A 17,528-nucleotide genomic window follows, 5' to 3' on the forward strand; every position below is an offset into this window, starting at 1 on the left:
AGGTTGCCTTGCGGGAGCGAGAACACTCGCTCCTGTGCATTGCGTGAATATATCCACGTAATGCAAAAAGCCCCGCTTCTGGAAAGAAGCGGGGCTTTTTATTGTCGGGAATATTACGAGTTAAGTTACTCGTCACCCATTTGCGATTGCAGATAGTTCTCGATACCAACTTTATCGATCAGGCCTAGTTGGGTTTCCAGCCAGTCGATATGTTCTTCTTCGGATTCGAGAATATCTTCCAGCAGTTCACGGCTGCCGAAGTCGCCGGCCGATTCACAGTGGGCGATCGCTGCCTTGAGGTCGGCATGGCCGGTACGCTCGATGCGCAGGTCGCACTCGAGCATTTCCTTGGTGTGTTCGCCGATGTGCAGCTTGCCCAGGTCCTGGACGTTGGGCAGGCCTTCGAGGAAGAGGATGCGCTTGATCAGCTTGTCCGCATGCTTCATCTCGTCGATGGACTCGTGGTACTCGTGCTTGCCCAGCTTGTTCAGGCCCCAATCTTCGTACATGCGGGCATGCAGGAAGTACTGATTGATCGCGACCAGTTCATTGGCAAGGATTTTATTGAGATGCTGGATGACTGTAATGTCGCCTTTCATGATGGGGTCCTGCCCTTTAATTAGTTGAACACGGGCAGAGTCTGAGCCGCATATAGATTACTGTCAAACCTAAGTTATTGAATAATATATAAAAATTAATCGGAATAAGAATGTTTGTGTTCCGCGTTTTGCACCTAAGCAATTGAATTGCAGGCATAAAAAAACCGGACACTAGGTCCGGTTCTTGAATCTGGGTGTTTAAATCAGGCGACGCTGAATTCCACAGGATAGGGAATCGCTGCTTGGGCGGTCTGCAATTCGGTCAGCGTCTCGCGGACTACCTGCTTGGCCAGGCAAGCACATTTGCCACATTGGCTGGCAACGCCGGTCGCCTGGCGCACTTCACGGTAGCTGCAGCAACCTTCGTAGATCGCTTCGCGGATTTGGCCGTCGGTGACACCGGTGCAGAGGCAGACATACATAAGATGAGAACCGTCGCTGGTTAGGGCTCAATTGCGATGGATCTTAATGTTAACGAGAATGATTGTCAAAGTGGTTTCGACAGCATTTCCTGCGGTTTTCCGTCGGGGTGACGAATGGCTTTTGCTCCCGTTAATGACAGATAAGCGGTATTTTTCGCCTTGTGGGCCAGCTTGGGAAAAAACCACTAAGGACAGCTTAAAAACGCCGTGTATGATGCTCGGTTCATGCGAAGCGGGGTCAGGTCATGCAGCTGTCGTATCAAAATGACAGACTCGAGGCCGGTCCCCTTCTTCCATCAGTACGTCCACACCAGGAGATATCCAATGAGCGTTCTCGTAGGCAAACAAGCCCCTGACTTCACCGTCCCGGCCGTTCTCGGCAATGGCGAAATCGTCGACAGCTTCACCCTGTCCTCGGCCATCAAAGGCAAATACGGCCTGGTGTTCTTCTACCCACTGGACTTCACCTTCGTCTGCCCGTCCGAGCTGATCGCCCTGGACCACCGCATGGCTGACTTCAAGGCACGCAACGTGGAAGTGATCGCCGTGTCGATCGACTCGCACTTCACCCACAACGCCTGGCGTAACACCCCGATCAATGCCGGCGGCATCGGTCAGGTTCAATACATCATGGCTGCCGACATGAAGCACGAAATCGCCAAGGCCTACGACGTAGAGTCCGAAGGCGGCGTGGCTTTCCGTGGCGCCTTCCTGATCGACGACAAGGGCGTGGTTCGCTCGCAGATCGTCAACGACCTGCCACTGGGCCGTAACATGGAAGAGCTGATCCGTCTGGTCGACGCCCTGCAATTCCACGAAGAGCACGGCGAAGTCTGCCCTGCCAACTGGAAAAAAGGCGACAAAGGCATGACCGCTTCGCCAGAAGGCGTTGCTGCCTACCTGACCGAGAACGCCGGCAAGCTGTAAGGCCTGGCATCTCGCATAAAAAAACCGGCCTCAGGGCCGGTTTTTTTATGCAGCGATCTTCAGTCGTCGAAGTCCTGCCAGCCGCCCATTTCCTTCCAGCGGTTGACGATGCCGCAGAACAACTCGGCGGTCTTCTCGGTGTCGTAGCGCGCCGAGTGTGCCTCGCGACCGTCGAAGTCGATGTCTGCGCTCTGGCAGGCCTTGGCCAGTACCGTCTGACCGTACGCCAGGCCCGCCAGGGTGGCGGTGTCGAAGCTGGAGAACGGATGGAACGGGTTGCGCTTCATATCCAGGCGCGCCACGGCGGCGTTGAGGAAGCCCAGGTCGAAGCTGCTGTTATGGCCGACCAGGATCGCGCGCTTGCAACCGTTGGCCTTCAAGGCCTTGCGCACCCCGCGGAAGATATCCGTGAGGGCGGTCTCTTCGCTGACGGCCATGCGCAGGGGGTGATCGAGCTTGATCCCGGTGAACTCCAGGGCCGCCGGCTCGATGTTCGCTCCCTCGAAAGGCTCGACCCGGAAGAAGTAGGTGTGCTCGGGGAACACGAAGCCTTTTTCGTCCATGCCGATGGTGGTAGCGGCGATTTCCAGCAGGGCGTCGGTGGCGCAGTTGAAGCCGCCGGTCTCTACGTCGACGACAACTGGCAGGTAGCCGCGAAAGCGTGCGGCCATGGGGTGGCGAGGGCCACCGCTGCCTTCTTGTTCATCGTCGAAATGTTCGTCACTCACGAGTGATCCTCCAGCAGGCGCCAGCGCAGTTTTTCCCCGGCGCGCAGCGGAATGACAGTCAGCTCGCCGAACGGCAGGCTGGCGGGGGCGGTCCATTCTTCACGAACCAGGGTGATACGGTCGGTGTTGGCCGGCAGGCCATAGAAGCGTGGGCCATTGAGGCTGGCGAAGGCTTCCAGCTTGTCCAGCGCATTGCGTTGTTCAAAGGCCTCGGCGTACAACTCGATGGCGGCAAACGCGGTATAGCAGCCGGCACAACCGCAGGCGGCTTCCTTGGCATGCTGGGCGTGAGGCGCGGAGTCGGTGCCGAGGAAGAACTTCTCGCTACCGCTGGTAGCAGCATCCAGCAGGGCATGCTGGTGGACGTTGCGCTTGAGGATCGGCAGGCAATAGAAGTGCGGGCGAATCCCGCCTACCAGCATGTGGTTGCGGTTATAGAGCAGGTGATGCGCGGTGATGGTGGCGCCGACGTTGGCCGGGGCTTCCTTGACGAACTGCACTGCATCGGCGGTGGTGATGTGTTCGAACACCACCTTCAGCGTCGGGAAGCGTTCGACCACGCGCCGCATGTGTTCGTCGATGAAGATCTTCTCGCGGTCGAAGACATCGATGTCGCCGTGGGTCACTTCACCGTGGACCAGCAGCGGCAGGCCGACTTCGGCCATGGCTTCGAGTACCGGGAAGATCTTGTCGATGCTGGTCACGCCCGAGTCCGAGTTGGTGGTCGCGCCGGCCGGATACAGCTTGGCGGCGTGCACGAAGCCGCTGGCCTTGGCTTCGCGGATCTCGTCCGGCTGGGTACGGTCGGTGAGGTAGAGCACCATCAGCGGCTCGAAGCGGCTGCCGGCCGGGCGGGCGGCGAGGATGCGCTGGCGATAGGCGTCGGCTTGTGCGGCATTGCGCACTGGAGGCACCAGGTTGGGCATGATGATCGCGCGGCCAAAGGTGCGCGCGACATCTGCGACTGTATTGGGCAACACGGCACCATCGCGAAGATGGATATGCCAGTCGTCGGGACGCAATAGGGTCAGGCGGTCGGACATGGGAGGTTCCAGGCGGGTAAAACTAGGGGGGAATGCTACCGGAAAAGACTCTTGCAGGCACTCGCTATCAAGTTTTGCTCAGAGCGACCGATAGCCCGAAGGTATGGCGTATTCACGCCTGTCGATTTTTCTGTTGTACACGTCAGTGGAGCCTCCCGTGCGCCAGCGTTATCTAGCCTTGCTCAGTGTGTTTGCCAGCCTGCCCGCGATGGCTCTCACTTTCCAGACTCGCCTGGAGAGCATTGAGTGGACGGTCGAAGGCGACAAGTTCGAATGCCGCTTGATCCAGCCGGTGACCGATTTCGGTTCTGGTGAGTTCGTGCGCCGGGCCGGCGAACAAGCGATCTTCCGCCTCAAGAGTTTCAACCCGATGCAGGCGGGTGGCTCGGCGACCCTGCTCGCGGCTGCCGCGCCTTGGCAGCCCGGTCGTGGCGACATCAACCTCGGGGCGGTCAAGGCCGGCACCGATGGCGTGTTGTTCAACAGCAACCAGATGCAAGCTGGCCGCCTGATCATCGGCTTGCTGGAAGGGCGCAGCCCGGTGGTCCGTCATTACTCCCGCGAGGGCGGCGTTTCCGAGGTTCGCCTGCTACCGGTGAAGTTCAGCAAGGCCTATGGCGACTATCAAACCTGCATGACCAAGTTGCTGCCGATGAACTACGACCAGATCAAGCAGGCCGAGATCGGTTTCCCTGGAGGTGGTATCGAGCTCGATGCCCGGGCCAAGGCCAAGCTGCAGGTCATGGTGGACTTCATCAAGGCCGACCCGACGGTCAATCACATTGAGCTCGATGGCCACTCGGACAACAGCGGCAATCGCCTGACCAACCGTGACCTGTCGCGGCGCCGGGCCCTGGCGGTGATGGAGTTCTTCAAGGCCAATGGCCTGGCCGAAAACCAGATCGTCGTGCGTTTCCATGGCGAACGCTATCCATTGGCACCCAATACCAATGCCGCCAACCGGGCCAAGAATCGTCGGGTCAACGTGCATCTGGAGCGGGCCGCCCCCGCCGAGAAACCTGCCCCGGCGCCCCAGGCGGCCTCCGGAGCGGGGGCTGCGGCCACTTCCTGACCCGGTTTTCATCGTCGCCCGCCTGACATATTTTGTCGCCTGGGCGTCATAAGCTGTCGCCCCTCTGTAAATTATCCGCATTGACCGGTAGACTCGACGGCTTTCCGTACAACCCCGTGGAGTGATGGCATGGCGGACGTTAACAAGGTCGTTCTCGCGTATTCGGGCGGCCTGGACACTTCGGTGATCCTCAAGTGGCTGCAGGATACCTACAACTGTGAAGTAGTGACTTTCACTGCTGACCTGGGCCAGGGCGAGGAGGTCGAACCGGCCCGCGCCAAGGCACAAGCCATGGGTGTCAAAGAGATCTATATCGACGATCTGCGCGAAGAATTCGTGCGTGACTTCGTCTTCCCGATGTTCCGCGCCAATACCGTCTATGAAGGCGAGTACCTGCTGGGTACCTCCATCGCCCGTCCGCTGATCGCCAAGCGCCTGATCGAGATCGCCAACGAGACCGGCGCCGACGCCATCTCCCACGGTGCTACCGGCAAGGGCAACGACCAGGTGCGTTTCGAACTCGGCGCCTATGCCTTGAAGCCCGGCGTGAAGGTGATCGCCCCTTGGCGCGAATGGGACCTGCTGTCCCGCGAGAAGCTGATGGACTACGCCGAGAAGCACGCCATCCCGATCGAGCGCCATGGCAAGAAGAAATCCCCGTATTCCATGGACGCCAACCTGCTGCACATCTCCTATGAAGGCGGCGTGCTGGAAGACACCTGGACCGAGCACGAAGAAGACATGTGGCGCTGGACCGTCTCCCCGGAGAAGGCCCCCAATACCCCGACCTACATCGAGCTGACCTACCGCAACGGCGACATCGTCGCCATCGATGGCGTCGAGATGAGCCCGGCCACCGTGCTGGCGACCCTGAACCGCATCGGCGGCGAGAACGGCATCGGTCGCCTGGACATCGTCGAGAACCGCTACGTAGGCATGAAGTCCCGTGGCTGCTACGAGACTCCTGGCGGCACCATCATGCTCAAGGCCCACCGTGCCATCGAGTCCATCACCCTGGATCGTGAAGTGGCTCACCTCAAAGACGAGCTGATGCCCAAGTACGCCAGCCTGATCTACACCGGCTACTGGTGGAGCCCGGAGCGCTTGATGCTGCAACAGATGATTGACGCCTCCCAGGCCAGCGTGAACGGTGTGGTACGCCTGAAGCTGTACAAGGGCAACGTCATCGTCACCGGCCGCAAGTCCGACGATTCGCTGTTCGACGCTAACATCGCCACCTTCGAAGAAGATGGCGGCGCCTATAACCAGGCGGACGCGGCAGGCTTCATCAAGCTCAATGCGTTGCGCATGCGCATCGCCGCCAACAAGGGCCGGAGCATGCTCTGAATCCCTGAGCGGCCGTGACAGGCCGCCATAGGCACACCGTCGTACCCAAAACGCCGCTGGCTCATTGTGAGACCAGCGGCGTTTTGCATGGGGCCGGCAAATGCTCGGGGTCTCTGGGCGGCTTGTCGGGGAAGCGGTTCCGCGTGGTAGCGCCACACGGGCGGGAATAAGGTCGTTAGCGGTACCTGCCCCTGGCTGCCAATAGGCCGTCGGTACAGGGTAAGGGCCAGACCCTAACTTACCGTTGCGCCTATCAAGTTCCTATTGGGAGGGACTCCAATGAAAACGCTCAGATCCTACCTGTTTCCCCTGGCCTCGACGCTGGGCCTGGCTGTGCTTTCCAGCCATGCGCTGGCGGCGGTTTATGTCTGTGGCGATGAGGAATGCAGCACCTGGGATGCCATTACCGAAGTGCAGCTCGAGACCAAGTCCACCGATGGAGAAAATACGACCATTCGCCAGACCCTCAGCCTTTCGGCGAGTGAATCCATCACCAATGGCTACAACAGCATCGCCAACACTGACCTCTATCTGAAGAAAAGTCTTTGGCACATAGGTGGCATTGAGCCGTTCAAGGGCAAGCAGCATGTAACTGCCTACGTCTATAAATCCACCGACCCCGATACCCGCCTCAAGACCTGCCACGCTTTCTCATACAAGAATCCCAAGGGGCGCTACCACGCCACCTGCGATAAATGAGGGCGAAGTGTCGTTGATCCTTGCCTGATATGAGTAGGCGATCCGGAGCCCCCGCGGGGCTCCGGTTTTTTCTGCCCAGGTTTCCAGCAACCGTCGGTTGACGAGCAGCCTGGCAGCTTGCGGGGCAGGGCCTATCATGTTCAGGATTGGGGATCGACGAAAACCAGGGAGATCAGCATGCGGCTCAACGATGTGGAACAGAGTCTCCGGCGTGACCTGCAAGGCACGGCTTCCGACTTGCGCTGGTCGGCGGTGGAACTCAGGCGTATCGCTGAATTGCTGCGCCAGGCAGGCAATGGTGCGGATGCCGAGGCGCTGGTGAGGATGTGCCAGTTGTTCCAGGACGACGAGGAGCGGCTGGTCGCATATGCGGATGAAGTAAAGGCCCACTTGATCAGTCGAAGACAAACTCAATAGATGAATATTTAGATGGGGCTAAATCATGGGGTGGTCGTTGGTTAGTTTTGGGTTTTGAGTGATTTAAACTTTTAGAAACAATACTTGTCATGTTTTTATTAAATTTCTGTTAGTACGGAAAGTAGCTTGGCTGTTGATTGGTCTTATGTGTCTTTAAAGTTTGTTGTTCAGTGTGAAAGTTATTTTGTAAGGCAATTCGGTATTGCTTGTAAGGAACGTCCTCCTACAGTCGTAGCCGCCTGATACACAGTGCCAGCGTCAATTCTCTCGGGTATGGTGCTGGCTCTAAAAATCTCAGGACGTGGACGGACCTATGAAAAGAGTCTTGATCGTGGATGATCATCCGGTAACTCGTCTGGCCGTACGTATGTTGATGGAGCGACATGGTTTTGAAGTTATAGCGGAAACGGACAATGGCGCGGATGCATTGAAGTTGGCCGTGGAGTATGTACCGGACATCCTGATCCTGGATATTGGACTTCCACAACTTGATGGGCTTGAAGTTATAACGCGGCTGATGTCACGGGCCATGCCGATCAAGATACTGGTGTTGACCCTGCAGACGCCCGGGCCTTTTTCCATGCGTTGCATGCAGGCCGGGGCGGCGGGTTATGTGTGCAAGCAGCAGGACATTACCGAGTTGATCAGCGCGGTGCGGGCGGTGCTGGCCGGCTACAGCTACTTCCCCAATGAAGCGTTGCACACTTTCCGTTCCAGCCAGGGAGTCAGCAGCGAGGAAGAAATGATCGAACGGTTGTCAGGGCGTGAGTTGGTGGTATTGAAACAACTCACCAGTGGAATGAGTAACAAGGAAATCGCCGAAGGACTATGCCTGAGCAACAAGACCATCAGTACCTACAAGCGAAGATTACTCACCAAGCTCAATGCCCGGTCACTGGTCGACCTGATCGAGTTTGCCCAGCGGCACCGGTTGATATGAAGTTTTTCCGATAGCAAGGACTGTAGCGGGCGGGATGATCCCTGAATACTGCGAACGCCTGGTCGGCCTCTAAGGCCGACCGTGGGAGCAGGAGAAACCAGTACACGAGAAAACCTCCAGTCGGAGGTTTTCTCGTTACTAAAGATCGAAATCGTAATCGGCCAGCTGCTTTTGCAGGCGCCGTTCTTCCAGAAGATTGTCGATGGTGCGGCGCTTGCTCAGGTTGGTCTTCGCCACCTCCACCACAGGTTCGGCATCGTCTGTTTCAGCCGCGGTGAAATCGTCTTCTACGTCCAGTTGTTCTTTGCCAGTGCTCATAAGGTCGACTCCAGGCTAGGACTGCCATTGGCGCTCCTTATATCGATATTCTCCTGGCGGGTAAAAAAGATTTTTTCAATCGAGTCATGAAGAAAATCAATGCTCGATCAATCATCGGAAGTCTTTTGCTTGTATTCGCACAGGTCCTCGATCCGACAACTTCCGCAACGTGGCTTGCGGGCCAGGCAAACATATCGACCGTGCAGGATCAGCCAGTGGTGGGAGTCCAGCAGGTACTCCTTGGGCACGAACTTCATCAACTTGTTTTCCACTTCCACCACGTTCTTGCCTGGCGCCAGCCCGGTGCGATTGCTGACCCGGAAGATGTGGGTATCCACGGCCATGGTCAATTGGCGAAAAGCCGTGTTGAGGACCACGTTGGCGGTCTTGCGACCAACGCCCGGCAGGGCTTCGAGTTCTTCCCGGGTCTGCGGTACCTCGCCGCCATGGCGTTCCACCAGCAGGCGGCAGGTTTCGATGACGTTCTTGGCCTTGCTGTTGTACAGGCCGATGGTCTTGATGTACTCCGACAACCCATCGACCCCGAGGGCATGGATGGCTGCCGGGGTGTTGGCCACGGGAAACAGCTTGGCAGTCGCCTTGTTGACCCCGACGTCGGTCGATTGCGCCGAAAGGATCACGGCGATCAGCAGTTCGAATGCCGAGGAGTAGGCCAGTTCGGTCTTCGGTTCGGGGTTGTCCTCATGGAGCCGGCGAAATATTTCCAGGCGTTTGGCTGCATTCATGGGTGATTCATTTCCTCGAAGGCGATCGGTAGAGGGTCCAGGCCCGGGTGGCGGCCAGCAACAGGCCCAGAAGGATAAAACCGCCCGGGGCGAGAGTCAGCAGGTGCAAGCCGCCATTGGCTACTACCCAGCCGCTTCCGGTATCGGTCATGCCGATGAGCCAGCCCAGGTGGCTACCCAGGGCCCCGGTGCCTAGCAGTTCGCGCAGGGCGCCCAGCAGGCTCAGGGCGGCACAAAAAGCCAGCGCCAGGCGTAGCCGGTCGGCATGCTGAAAAAATCCCACCTGTTCCAGTGCTATGCACTGCAAGGGCAGCAGCGCCAGGTACAGGCCCAGTTGCTGGTGCAAATCCAGGCTCCAGGCCTGCGCGGCCAGCCACAGGCAACTGCCAAGGCCGGCGGCCAGCAACAAGCTGGCCAGCAGGCGCGGGCCACCGGCCTGCAGATGCGGGCGTAGCGAGCGCATGCCAAGACCGAAAGCCGTCGCCAGCAAGCCAAAGCCCAGGGTCATGCCCAGGGCCTTGACCCAGGAATCCGTCGCCCCGATCAGTGCCGGCAGCATCAACAACCCGGGCAGCGCCAGCGGCTTATTCATGGTCGGCTCCCTCGAGCAGGGTGGCGCGGTGTTCGTCAAAGTAACGCAGGGCATCGTGCAGGGCGCTGATCACTGCACGGGAGGTGATGGTGGCGCCGGCGATCTGGTCGAACTGGCCCTGGTCCTTCTTCAGTGCCCAGCCTGCGTCACCGGGATCGTTGCGGGACTTGCCGGAAAACCCGGCCAGCCAAGGGTTGGGTTGATCGCCGATGTGGGAGCCCAGGCCCGGTGTCTCCTCCTGCCTGAGGGCCTTGCTGCCGAGCAGGCGGCCCTGATTGTCGATGGCGATCAGCAGCTCGATGGGGCCGGCATACCCCGTAACCTGGCTGCGCAGCAGCAGGGCGCTGGGCAGGCCATTGCGGGTGGCCAGGTAGCCCTCGAGCAGGCGGCTGTTGGCCAACTGCGTGGCAGGTAGTGGCACTGGCCGATCCAGGGGCTGGTTGTCATAGCTGTCCGTTGGCAGCAAGTCCAGCAGCTTGCGCGCTTGCAGGGCTCTTTGCTCGGCTTCGATCCGCGGGGCGCTGGCATGTTGCAACCACAGCGTGGCACCGATGCCCAGGATGCCAAGGGCCGCCAGCAACAACAGGCTGCGTGGGGGCTTCATGGTCGGCTCCCGGCTGGTTCGCGGGCGCAATGGCGTTCCAGGGCGGGCACCGCCAAGTTCATCAGCAGCACGGCGAAGGCCAGGCCGTCAGGGTAGCTGCCCCAGGTACGGATCAGGTAGGTCAGCAGGCCGACCCCGACCCCGAACAGCAAGCGTGCCCTGGCTGCTTTGGGGCCTGATACCGGTTCGGTGACGATGAAGAAGGCGCCGAGCATGCTGGCCCCGGTGAGCAGGTGGAACAGCGGCGAGCCGTGGGAGTCGGAGCCTGTACCGTTCCAGCACAGCAGGCTGATGAGCAGCAGGCTGCCGAGCATGCCAACAGGGGCATGCCAGCTGATGACTCGCTGTTGCAGCAGCAGTAATCCGCCGGCCAGGAAGGCCAGGTTGACCCATTCGACGCCGCGACCAGCGAAATGACCGAAGGCCGGGCTGGCGGCGAATAGCTCGTCGATGGTCAGGCTCTTGTTGATGCGCAGGCTGTCCAGCGCAGTGGCCTGGGCCCAGGCATCGGGACGCGAACCGTCCAGGCCGAAGACCAGTTGCAGGCCGTCCAGCAAGCCCATGGCCTGGGGGGCAGGCCAATGGGTCATCGACTGCGGGAAGCACAGCAGGGCCAGGGCATAGCCGAGCATGGCCGGGTTGAAGGGATTCTGCCCGATGCCGCCATACAGGTGCTTGCCCAGGAGCATGGCGCTGGCCGCGGCGCTTGGAGCCAGCCACCAGGGGCAGTAGGCCGGCAGGGCCAAGGCCAGCAGAGTGGCGCTGACCAGGGCGCTACCATCGCTGAGGGACGCCAGCAGCGGGCGCTTGCGCAGGCGCAATACCAGGGCCTCCATGGCCAGTGCGGCACCAGCGGCCAGCAGCAGATTCAACAGCACTCCCCAACCATACAGCCACAGCAGTACCAGCAGCCCTGGCAGAGTGGCCAGCAGCACTCGCTGCATGGCCTGGCGCAGGCGTGGGTCGGCGCCCTCAGCCAGCGGCATGGGCATCCACCTGGCGTTCGACTTCACTCAGGCGTGCCTGGGCCTGGGTCAATTGCTCGGCACTGCTGCCTGCCTGGCGTTGCAACTTGTGCAGCTCGGCCCGGGCATAGGCCAGCTCGGTCTTCAGGCGACGCAGTTGCGGGTCGATTGGCCGCTTCTCGGTACGGGTGAGCACCGGTGCCGGCTTGGCACTGGCATCCTCGGCGGCATGCAGGTCCTGTTCGGCAGCCGCCAGGGCTGCGCCCAGCGCCTCCAGTTCAGCCTGTGGAGCACCTGCGGCCTGGGCTTTTTTCAGTTCGGCGCGGCGTGTGGCCAGCTGGATCTTGGCGCGCTTGAGATTGGCATCCTTGGGCGTCGCCACTGGTGACGTGGCTGGGGTTTGGGCTTCCAGGCGAGCCAGGGCCTGCTCGGCGGCTTCGAACTGACGCTGCAGGACGATCAGTTGCGACTGTTGCTCGAAGGTGGGCGGATGACCGAAGGCCTTGAGGGACTTGTTCAACTGGGTCCGGCTCATGGCTAATTCGATCTTGGCTTTTTTCAGCGCGGCATCGGCAGCCGCGGCCTTCTGCGCGCGAACTCGTTCGATCGCCGCCTGGACCGGGTTGTCGCCGCTCGCGACAGGTTGGGCGGCCTTTTGCGCCCGGGCCTGGCGTTCGGCCAGGCGTCGGGTTTCTTCACGCTGCAGGCGTTGGTTGCGTTGTTCGAAGCGGCGCCTGGCGTGCTCGCGCTTGCTGCTGCGGGCCTGCAATTGCTCGGGGCTGCCGGCCAGGCCGCCGACAATCGGTACCACCTGGCCCAGGGCCAGGGGCAGCATGTCGATGCAATCCACCGGGCAGGGCGCCACGCACAAATCGCAACCGGTGCATTCATCGACCAGCACGGTGTGCATCAGCTTGGCCGCGCCGACGATGGCGTCCACCGGGCAGGCCTGGATGCACTTGGTGCAGCCGATGCACTCGGCTTCGCGGATGTAGGCCACCTGGGCCGGGGCTTCGCCGCGGCTGCGATCCAGTTCGATGACCGGCAATTGCAGTAGCCGGGCCAGGCCGGCGATGGTTTCCTCGCCGCCGGGTGGGCACTTGTTGATGGCCTCGCCCTTGGCGATGCCTTCGGCGTAGGGTTTGCATCCGCCATGGCCGCACTTGCCACATTGGGTTTGCGGCAAGAGGGCATCGATGCGTTGAATCAGACTCATGGTTTGACCATTCCGTTGAAGCCCAGGAACGCCACTGCCAGCAGGCCGGCGCCGATCAAGTCGAGGGGCAGGCCCCGCCAGGGCAGGGGAACATCGTTGTTGCAGACGCGCTGGCGCAGGTCGCTGAACAAGCCAAGTACCAGCCAGAAACCCAGGCCGGCTCCCAGCGCCATGGCGCCGAGGGTCGCCAGCCCCAGATCATCGCGGCTGCCCGCCAGCAACAGGCCAAGCACGCCGGCATTGCCCAGGAGCAACAGCCAGAGACCGTCGAACGGCCAACCGGGCAGAATCCGCGCCAGCAAGCCCAGCAGCGGTTGGATCAGCAGCACGTTCAGGGGCAGCCAGAAGAACAGTTGCAGCGATGCCAGCCCCCAAGGCTCGAGCAGGCCACGATAGAGCAGCTGGCCCAGCACGCTGCTGACCAGCATCAAGACCGTGGTGGCCAGGCCCAGGGCGTGGACCTGCCGCCTGTGGCCAGCCTGGGACTGCAGCAGCGGGTCGACGCCCAGCGGCCACTGCAACACGAAGTTGTTGACCAGGGCGGTGCTGATGAGAGCGAGCAGGAAGTGGGTCATGGTCGATGCCGGTGCAGGCAGGCTGTCCCTCAAGAGTAGGCAAACTCCACGCGTGCGCGTGACTGCCCAGATATGCAAATCCCCCCGTTGCGCCAGTGGGCAACGGGGGGACGGGGTCCAGCCGACGGCCTTACTTGATCCGCTGGCCGGGCTTGGCGCCGCTGTCGGGGCTCAGCAGGTAGATTTCTTCACCGCCTGGGCCGGCAGCCATCACCATGCCCTCGGAGATACCGAACTTCATTTTCCGCGGCTTGAGGTTGGCGATCATCATGGTCAGGCGACCGTCGAGCTTGGACGGGTCCGGGTAGGCGCTCTTGATCCCGGAGAAGACATTGCGCTGTTCATCGCCGATATCCAGGGTCAGGCGCAGCAGCTTGTCGGCACCTTCCACGGCTTCGGCCTTGACGATCAACGCCACGCGCAAGTCGATGGCGGCGAAGGTGTCGAAGTCGACTTCCGGCGACAGCGGGTCCTTGGCCAGTTCGCCATTGCCCTTGGGCGCACCGGTGTCGGTCTGGCTGGCGACGAGGTCTTCCTTCGAGGCGTCGGTCATGGCTTGTACTTTCACTGGGTCGATCCGCGTCATCAGCGGCTTGAATTCGTTGAGCTGATGGTTGGCCAGCAATTGCTGGTGGTCGTTCCAGGTCAGTGCCGGGACGTTGAGGAATGCCTCGGCGTCGGCGGCCAGGACCGGCAGTACCGGCTTGAGGAAAATCACCAGCTGGCGGAACAGGTTGATGCCGGTGGCGCAGATGGCCTGGACTTCATCCTGCTTGCCTTCCTGCTTGTTCAGCGACCAGGGCGCCTTGTCGGCGATCCAGGCGTTGGCGCGGTCGGCCAGGGCCATGATCTCGCGCATGGCACGGGCGAAGTCACGGGCCTCGTAGGCCTCGGCGATGCTCGGCGCGGCGGCCAGGAAGGCCTCGGTCAGCTCGGGGGCGGCGTTGGTGTCGACCATCACCCCGGCATTGCCCTTGTGGATGAACCCGGCGCAACGGCTGGCGATGTTGACCACCTTGCCTACCAGGTCGGAGTTGACCTTCTGCACGAAGTCCTCGAGGTTCAGGTCCAGGTCGTCGACGCCACGGCCCAGCTTGGAGGCGTAGTAGTAGCGCAGGTATTCCGGCGACAGGTGGTCCAGGTAGGTGCGGGCCTTGATGAAGGTGCCGCGGGACTTGGACATCTTGTGGCCGTTGACGGTCAGGTAACCGTGGACGTTGATCGCCGTGGGCTTGCGAAAGCCCGCGCCCTCGAGCATGGCGGGCCAGAACAGGGCGTGGAAGTTGACGATGTCCTTGCCGATGAAATGGTACAGCTCGGCGCTGGAGTCCTTGGCCCAGAACGCATTGAAGTCCAGTTCCGGACGGCGGGCGCAGAGGTTCTTGAAGCTGGCCATGTAGCCGATCGGCGCGTCCAGCCAGACATAGAAGTACTTGCCTGGCTCATCGGGGATCTCGAAGCCGAAGTACGGCGCATCGCGGGAGATATCCCACTGCTGCAGGCCGGCATCCAGCCATTCGGCGATCTTGTTGGCCACGGCGTCTTGCAGGGTGCCGCTGCGGGTCCAGGTCTGCAGCATCTGCTGGAAGTCCGGCAGCTTGAAGAAGAAGTGCTGGGACTCCTTGAGCACCGGAGTGGCGCCGGAGATCGCCGACTTCGGATCCTTCAGGTCGGTGGGGGCGTAGGTGGCGCCGCATTTCTCGCAGTTGTCGCCGTATTGATCCTCGGTGCCGCACTTGGGGCAGGTGCCCTTGATGAAGCGGTCGGCCAGGAACATTTTCTTGTCCGGGTCGAAATACTGGGTGATGGCGCGCGTGGCGATGTGCCCGGCATCCCGCAGCTTGAGGTAGATCTGGCTCGACAGCTCGCGGTTTTCCTCGGCGTGGGTCGAGTGGAAGTTGTCGAAGTCCACCAGGAAGTCGGCAAAGTCGGCGCTGTGCTCAGCCTGGACGTTGGCGATCAGTTGTTCCGGGGTGATGCCTTCTTTTTCCGCGCGCAACATGATGGCCGAGCCGTGGGCGTCGTCGGCGCAGACATAGACGCATTGGTTGCCGCGGTGCTTCTGGAAGCGCACCCACATGTCGGTCTGGATGTACTCGAGCATGTGGCCAAGGTGGATGGAACCATTGGCATAGGGCAGGGCGCTGGTGACGAGGATCTTGCGTGGCTCGGACATGGGGCTCGGCTACTTGATGAAACGAAGGTCGGTCACTATAAAACGCCGGGACGGAATTTTCACCCTTCCAGGCGTCCCTGTGCAGCGCAGGCAAGCTCCAGGGGCGGCGCCGCTCCCTCGCCACGAAGGGAGAGGCGGCGTAGGATAGCCGGCTGATTTTCCTGTCTTGTTATCGGAGTTGCCCATGAGCGCCGTCAATCGCGCAGCGGTGGAAGCCGTGCTTCGCCAGTACACCGACCCCTATTTGAACCAGGACCCGGTGAGCGCCGGCTGTGTGCGGGACATCGACATCCAGGGCGACCGGGTCTCGGTCCGCCTGGAGCTGGGCTATGCCGCCGGCCTGTTCCGCAATGGCTGGGCGCAGATGCTGCAACTGGCCATCGAGGGCCTGGAAGGCGTGGGCTCGGCCAAGGTCGAGGCCAGCAGCGTGATCGTCGCGCACAAGGCCCAGGCCCAGGTACCGGGCCTGGCCAACGTCAAGAACGTGGTGGCGGTGGCATCGGGCAAGGGCGGCGTGGGCAAGTCCACCACCGCCGCCAACCTGGCCCTGGCCCTGGCCCGGGAAGGTGCCCGGGTGGGCATTCTCGACGCCGATATCTATGGCCCGAGCCAGGGCATCATGTTCGGCATCGCCGAAGGCACACGGCCGAAGATCAAGGACCAGAAGTGGTTCGTGCCGATCCAGGCCCACGGTGTCGAAGTCATGTCCATGGCCTTCCTCACCGACGACAACACGCCCATGGTCTGGCGTGGCCCGATGGCCTCTGGCGCCTTGCAGCAACTGGTGACCCAGACCGACTGGGGCAATCTCGACTACCTGGTGATCGACATGCCGCCGGGCACCGGCGACATCCAGCTGACCCTGGCGCAGAAGGTCCCGGTGGCGGGTGCGGTGATCGTCACTACGCCCCAGGACTTGGCCCTGCTGGATGCACGCAAGGGCATCGAGATGTTCCACAAGGTGAACATCCCGGTACTGGGTGTGGTGGAAAACATGGCGGTGCACATCTGCTCCAACTGCGGCCATGCCGAGCACCTGTTCGGCGAAGGCGGCGGCGAGAAGCTGGCCAGCCAGTACGGCGTCGAACTGCTGGCTTCGCTGCCGCTGTCGATGCTGATCCGCGAGCAGGCCGATGGCGGCAAGCCGACGGTGATCGCCGAGCCGGATAGCCAGATCGCCATGGTCTACCAGGAACTGGCACGGCACGTGGGGGCACGTATCGTGTTGCAGGAAGCTGCCGCCCCGGCGATGCCCAGCATCACCGTCAGCGAAGATTGAGCCCAGGGCAGGCGCTCGTCGCGATTTAGGTTGCGGCGAGCGTTGTTGCATCAACTCCCGCGCCGCAAGGGCTGGGAGCAGCGTCTTCGGATCAGAGGCGCAAGCCGCCGTCCATTTCCAGGATGCGTCCGGTGTAGTAGTCGTTCTCGAAGATATAGGCCGCCGAATGGGCGATTTCTTCCGGCTTACCCATGCGCTTGAGCGGAATGCCGGCGGTCATTTTCTCCAGGGCCTCGGGCTTCATGCCCAGGGTCATCTCGGTCTCGATGAAGCCCGGGGCGATACCGGCCACGCGGATGCCGTAGCGCGCCAGTTCCTTGGCCCAGGTCACGGTCGCTGCGGCAACCCCGGCCTTGGCCGCGGAGTAGTTGGTCTGGCCGATGTTGCCGGCGCGGGAAATCGACGAGATGTTGATGATGGTGCCGCTGGTCTTGAGTTGCACCATCTTCGCCGCCACTTCCCGGGTGCACAGGAACACGCCGGTCAGGTTGACGTCGATCACCGACTGCCATTGGGCCAGGCTCATCTTGGTCGTTTCACCGTCCTTGACCTTGAGCAGCAGGCCATCGCGCAGGATCCCGGCGTTGTTGATCAGGCCATGGATGGCACCGAAGTCCTCGGCAACCTGATTCACCATATGCTCGACCTGTTCTTCGTTGGCCACGTTGCACAGGTAGGAGCGTGCCTCGACGCCATGGGCTCTGCAGGCCGCGACGGCCTGATCGAGTTTTTCCTGGTTCAGGTCCACCAGGGCCAGCCTGGCTCCACGGCTGGCGAAATACTCGCCCATGGAGCGGCCCAGGCCTTGGCAACCGCCGGTGATAATGATTACTTTGTCAGTGAGTTGCATTCGCATGTCCTGT

Annotated in this window: 20 protein-coding genes; 7 read left to right on the top strand and 13 right to left on the bottom strand. The window is 61.3% G+C overall.

Features of this window, described 5'->3' with window-relative positions:
• Window positions 1–125: 125 nt before the first annotated feature.
• Together bfr and GDH07_RS18570 are read right to left on the bottom strand one after the other, a co-directional pair.
• Complete coding sequence (gene bfr, locus GDH07_RS18565) at window positions 126–599, bottom strand: bacterioferritin (RefSeq protein WP_022640618.1); 474 nt, start codon at window positions 597–599, stop codon at window positions 126–128.
• 203 nt (window positions 600–802) lie between these two features.
• Window positions 803–1,021: a bacterioferritin-associated ferredoxin gene (locus GDH07_RS18570; RefSeq protein ID WP_022640617.1), complete on the bottom strand. Its 219-nt coding sequence runs from the start codon at window positions 1,019–1,021 to the stop codon at window positions 803–805.
• A gap of 324 nt (window positions 1,022–1,345) precedes the next feature.
• Between GDH07_RS18570 and GDH07_RS18575 the strand changes: the two genes are divergently transcribed.
• Complete coding sequence (locus tag GDH07_RS18575; protein ID WP_022640616.1) at window positions 1,346–1,948, top strand: peroxiredoxin; 603 nt, start codon at window positions 1,346–1,348, stop codon at window positions 1,946–1,948.
• Window positions 1,949–2,007: 59 nt separating this feature from the next.
• Here the strand turns inward: GDH07_RS18575 and rnt are convergent, their stop codons facing one another.
• Complete coding sequence (gene rnt / locus GDH07_RS18580) at window positions 2,008–2,676, bottom strand: ribonuclease T (protein WP_022640615.1); 669 nt, start codon at window positions 2,674–2,676, stop codon at window positions 2,008–2,010.
• On the bottom strand, window positions 2,673–3,719 hold the full coding sequence (gene pyrC / locus GDH07_RS18585) for a dihydroorotase (RefSeq protein ID WP_053131679.1): 1,047 nt from the start codon (window positions 3,717–3,719) through the stop codon (window positions 2,673–2,675). The genes rnt and pyrC overlap by 4 nt, the downstream gene beginning before the upstream one ends.
• A 157-nt stretch (window positions 3,720–3,876) precedes the next feature.
• Here pyrC and GDH07_RS18590 point away from each other — a divergent pair, with 157 nt between their 5' ends.
• The 5 genes from GDH07_RS18590 (at window position 3,877) to GDH07_RS18610 (ending at window position 8,194) form a co-directional block, all read left to right on the top strand.
• A complete protein-coding gene (locus GDH07_RS18590) occupies window positions 3,877–4,791 on the top strand; it encodes a flagellar protein MotY (protein ID WP_022640613.1) in 915 nt (304 codons plus the stop codon).
• 129 nt (window positions 4,792–4,920) lie between these two features.
• The gene (locus GDH07_RS18595) at window positions 4,921–6,138 is read left to right on the top strand and encodes an argininosuccinate synthase (protein WP_022640612.1); all 1,218 of its coding nucleotides are present in this window, start codon (window positions 4,921–4,923) and stop codon (window positions 6,136–6,138) included.
• A gap of 279 nt (window positions 6,139–6,417) precedes the next feature.
• A complete protein-coding gene (locus GDH07_RS18600) occupies window positions 6,418–6,837 on the top strand; it encodes a hypothetical protein (RefSeq protein WP_022640611.1) in 420 nt (139 codons plus the stop codon).
• Between the two features lie 177 nt (window positions 6,838–7,014).
• Entirely contained in the window at window positions 7,015–7,254 is a 240-nt protein-coding gene (locus GDH07_RS18605) for a hypothetical protein (RefSeq protein WP_152898479.1), read from the top strand.
• 313 nt (window positions 7,255–7,567) lie between these two features.
• Window positions 7,568–8,194 (top strand): response regulator transcription factor, encoded by a 627-nt coding sequence (locus GDH07_RS18610; RefSeq protein ID WP_152898480.1) that lies wholly within the window; start codon window positions 7,568–7,570, stop codon window positions 8,192–8,194.
• A gap of 138 nt (window positions 8,195–8,332) precedes the next feature.
• Here GDH07_RS18610 and GDH07_RS18615 read toward each other — a convergent pair whose 3' ends face one another.
• The 8 genes from GDH07_RS18615 to metG all read right to left on the bottom strand — a co-directional run bounded on the left by GDH07_RS18615 (window position 8,333) and on the right by metG (window position 15,386).
• Window positions 8,333–8,512, bottom strand: a complete 180-nt coding sequence (locus tag GDH07_RS18615) for a PA3496 family putative envelope integrity protein (protein ID WP_022640608.1) — start codon at window positions 8,510–8,512, stop codon at window positions 8,333–8,335.
• 107 nt (window positions 8,513–8,619) lie between these two features.
• Window positions 8,620–9,258, bottom strand: a complete 639-nt coding sequence (gene nth, locus GDH07_RS18620; protein ID WP_022640607.1) for an endonuclease III — start codon at window positions 9,256–9,258, stop codon at window positions 8,620–8,622.
• 7 nt (window positions 9,259–9,265) lie between these two features.
• A complete protein-coding gene (locus GDH07_RS18625) occupies window positions 9,266–9,850 on the bottom strand; it encodes an Rnf-Nqr domain containing protein (protein ID WP_152898481.1) in 585 nt (194 codons plus the stop codon).
• Complete coding sequence (locus GDH07_RS18630) at window positions 9,843–10,454, bottom strand: RnfABCDGE type electron transport complex subunit G (protein ID WP_085595123.1); 612 nt, start codon at window positions 10,452–10,454, stop codon at window positions 9,843–9,845. The genes GDH07_RS18625 and GDH07_RS18630 overlap by 8 nt, the downstream gene beginning before the upstream one ends.
• Complete coding sequence (locus GDH07_RS18635) at window positions 10,451–11,440, bottom strand: RnfABCDGE type electron transport complex subunit D (protein WP_152898482.1); 990 nt, start codon at window positions 11,438–11,440, stop codon at window positions 10,451–10,453. Before GDH07_RS18635 ends, GDH07_RS18630 begins: the two co-directional genes overlap by 4 nt.
• Window positions 11,427–12,635, bottom strand: a complete 1,209-nt coding sequence (gene rsxB / locus GDH07_RS18640) for an electron transport complex subunit RsxB (protein ID WP_152898483.1) — start codon at window positions 12,633–12,635, stop codon at window positions 11,427–11,429. Before rsxB ends, GDH07_RS18635 begins: the two co-directional genes overlap by 14 nt.
• Window positions 12,632–13,210 carry an Rnf-Nqr domain containing protein gene (locus tag GDH07_RS18645; protein WP_152898484.1) on the bottom strand — a complete coding sequence of 193 codons (579 nt, stop codon included), beginning with the start codon at window positions 13,208–13,210 and terminating at the stop codon, window positions 12,632–12,634. Before GDH07_RS18645 ends, rsxB begins: the two co-directional genes overlap by 4 nt.
• 130 nt (window positions 13,211–13,340) lie before the next feature.
• Window positions 13,341–15,386: a methionine--tRNA ligase gene (metG, locus tag GDH07_RS18650; protein WP_152898485.1), complete on the bottom strand. Its 2,046-nt coding sequence runs from the start codon at window positions 15,384–15,386 to the stop codon at window positions 13,341–13,343.
• A gap of 184 nt (window positions 15,387–15,570) precedes the next feature.
• Between metG and apbC the strand changes: the two genes are divergently transcribed.
• Window positions 15,571–16,665: an iron-sulfur cluster carrier protein ApbC gene (apbC, locus tag GDH07_RS18655; protein WP_152898486.1), complete on the top strand. Its 1,095-nt coding sequence runs from the start codon at window positions 15,571–15,573 to the stop codon at window positions 16,663–16,665.
• Window positions 16,666–16,756: 91 nt separating this feature from the next.
• On the opposite strand, the gene GDH07_RS18660 is transcribed toward apbC, so the two are convergent.
• On the bottom strand, window positions 16,757–17,515 hold the full coding sequence (locus GDH07_RS18660; RefSeq protein WP_152898487.1) for an SDR family oxidoreductase: 759 nt from the start codon (window positions 17,513–17,515) through the stop codon (window positions 16,757–16,759).
• Window positions 17,516–17,528 lie beyond the last annotated feature (13 nt).

The sequence above is a fragment of the Pseudomonas piscis genome (assembly GCF_009380155.1).
In the GTDB taxonomy this organism is placed as follows: Bacteria; Pseudomonadota; Gammaproteobacteria; order Pseudomonadales; family Pseudomonadaceae; genus Aquipseudomonas; species Aquipseudomonas piscis.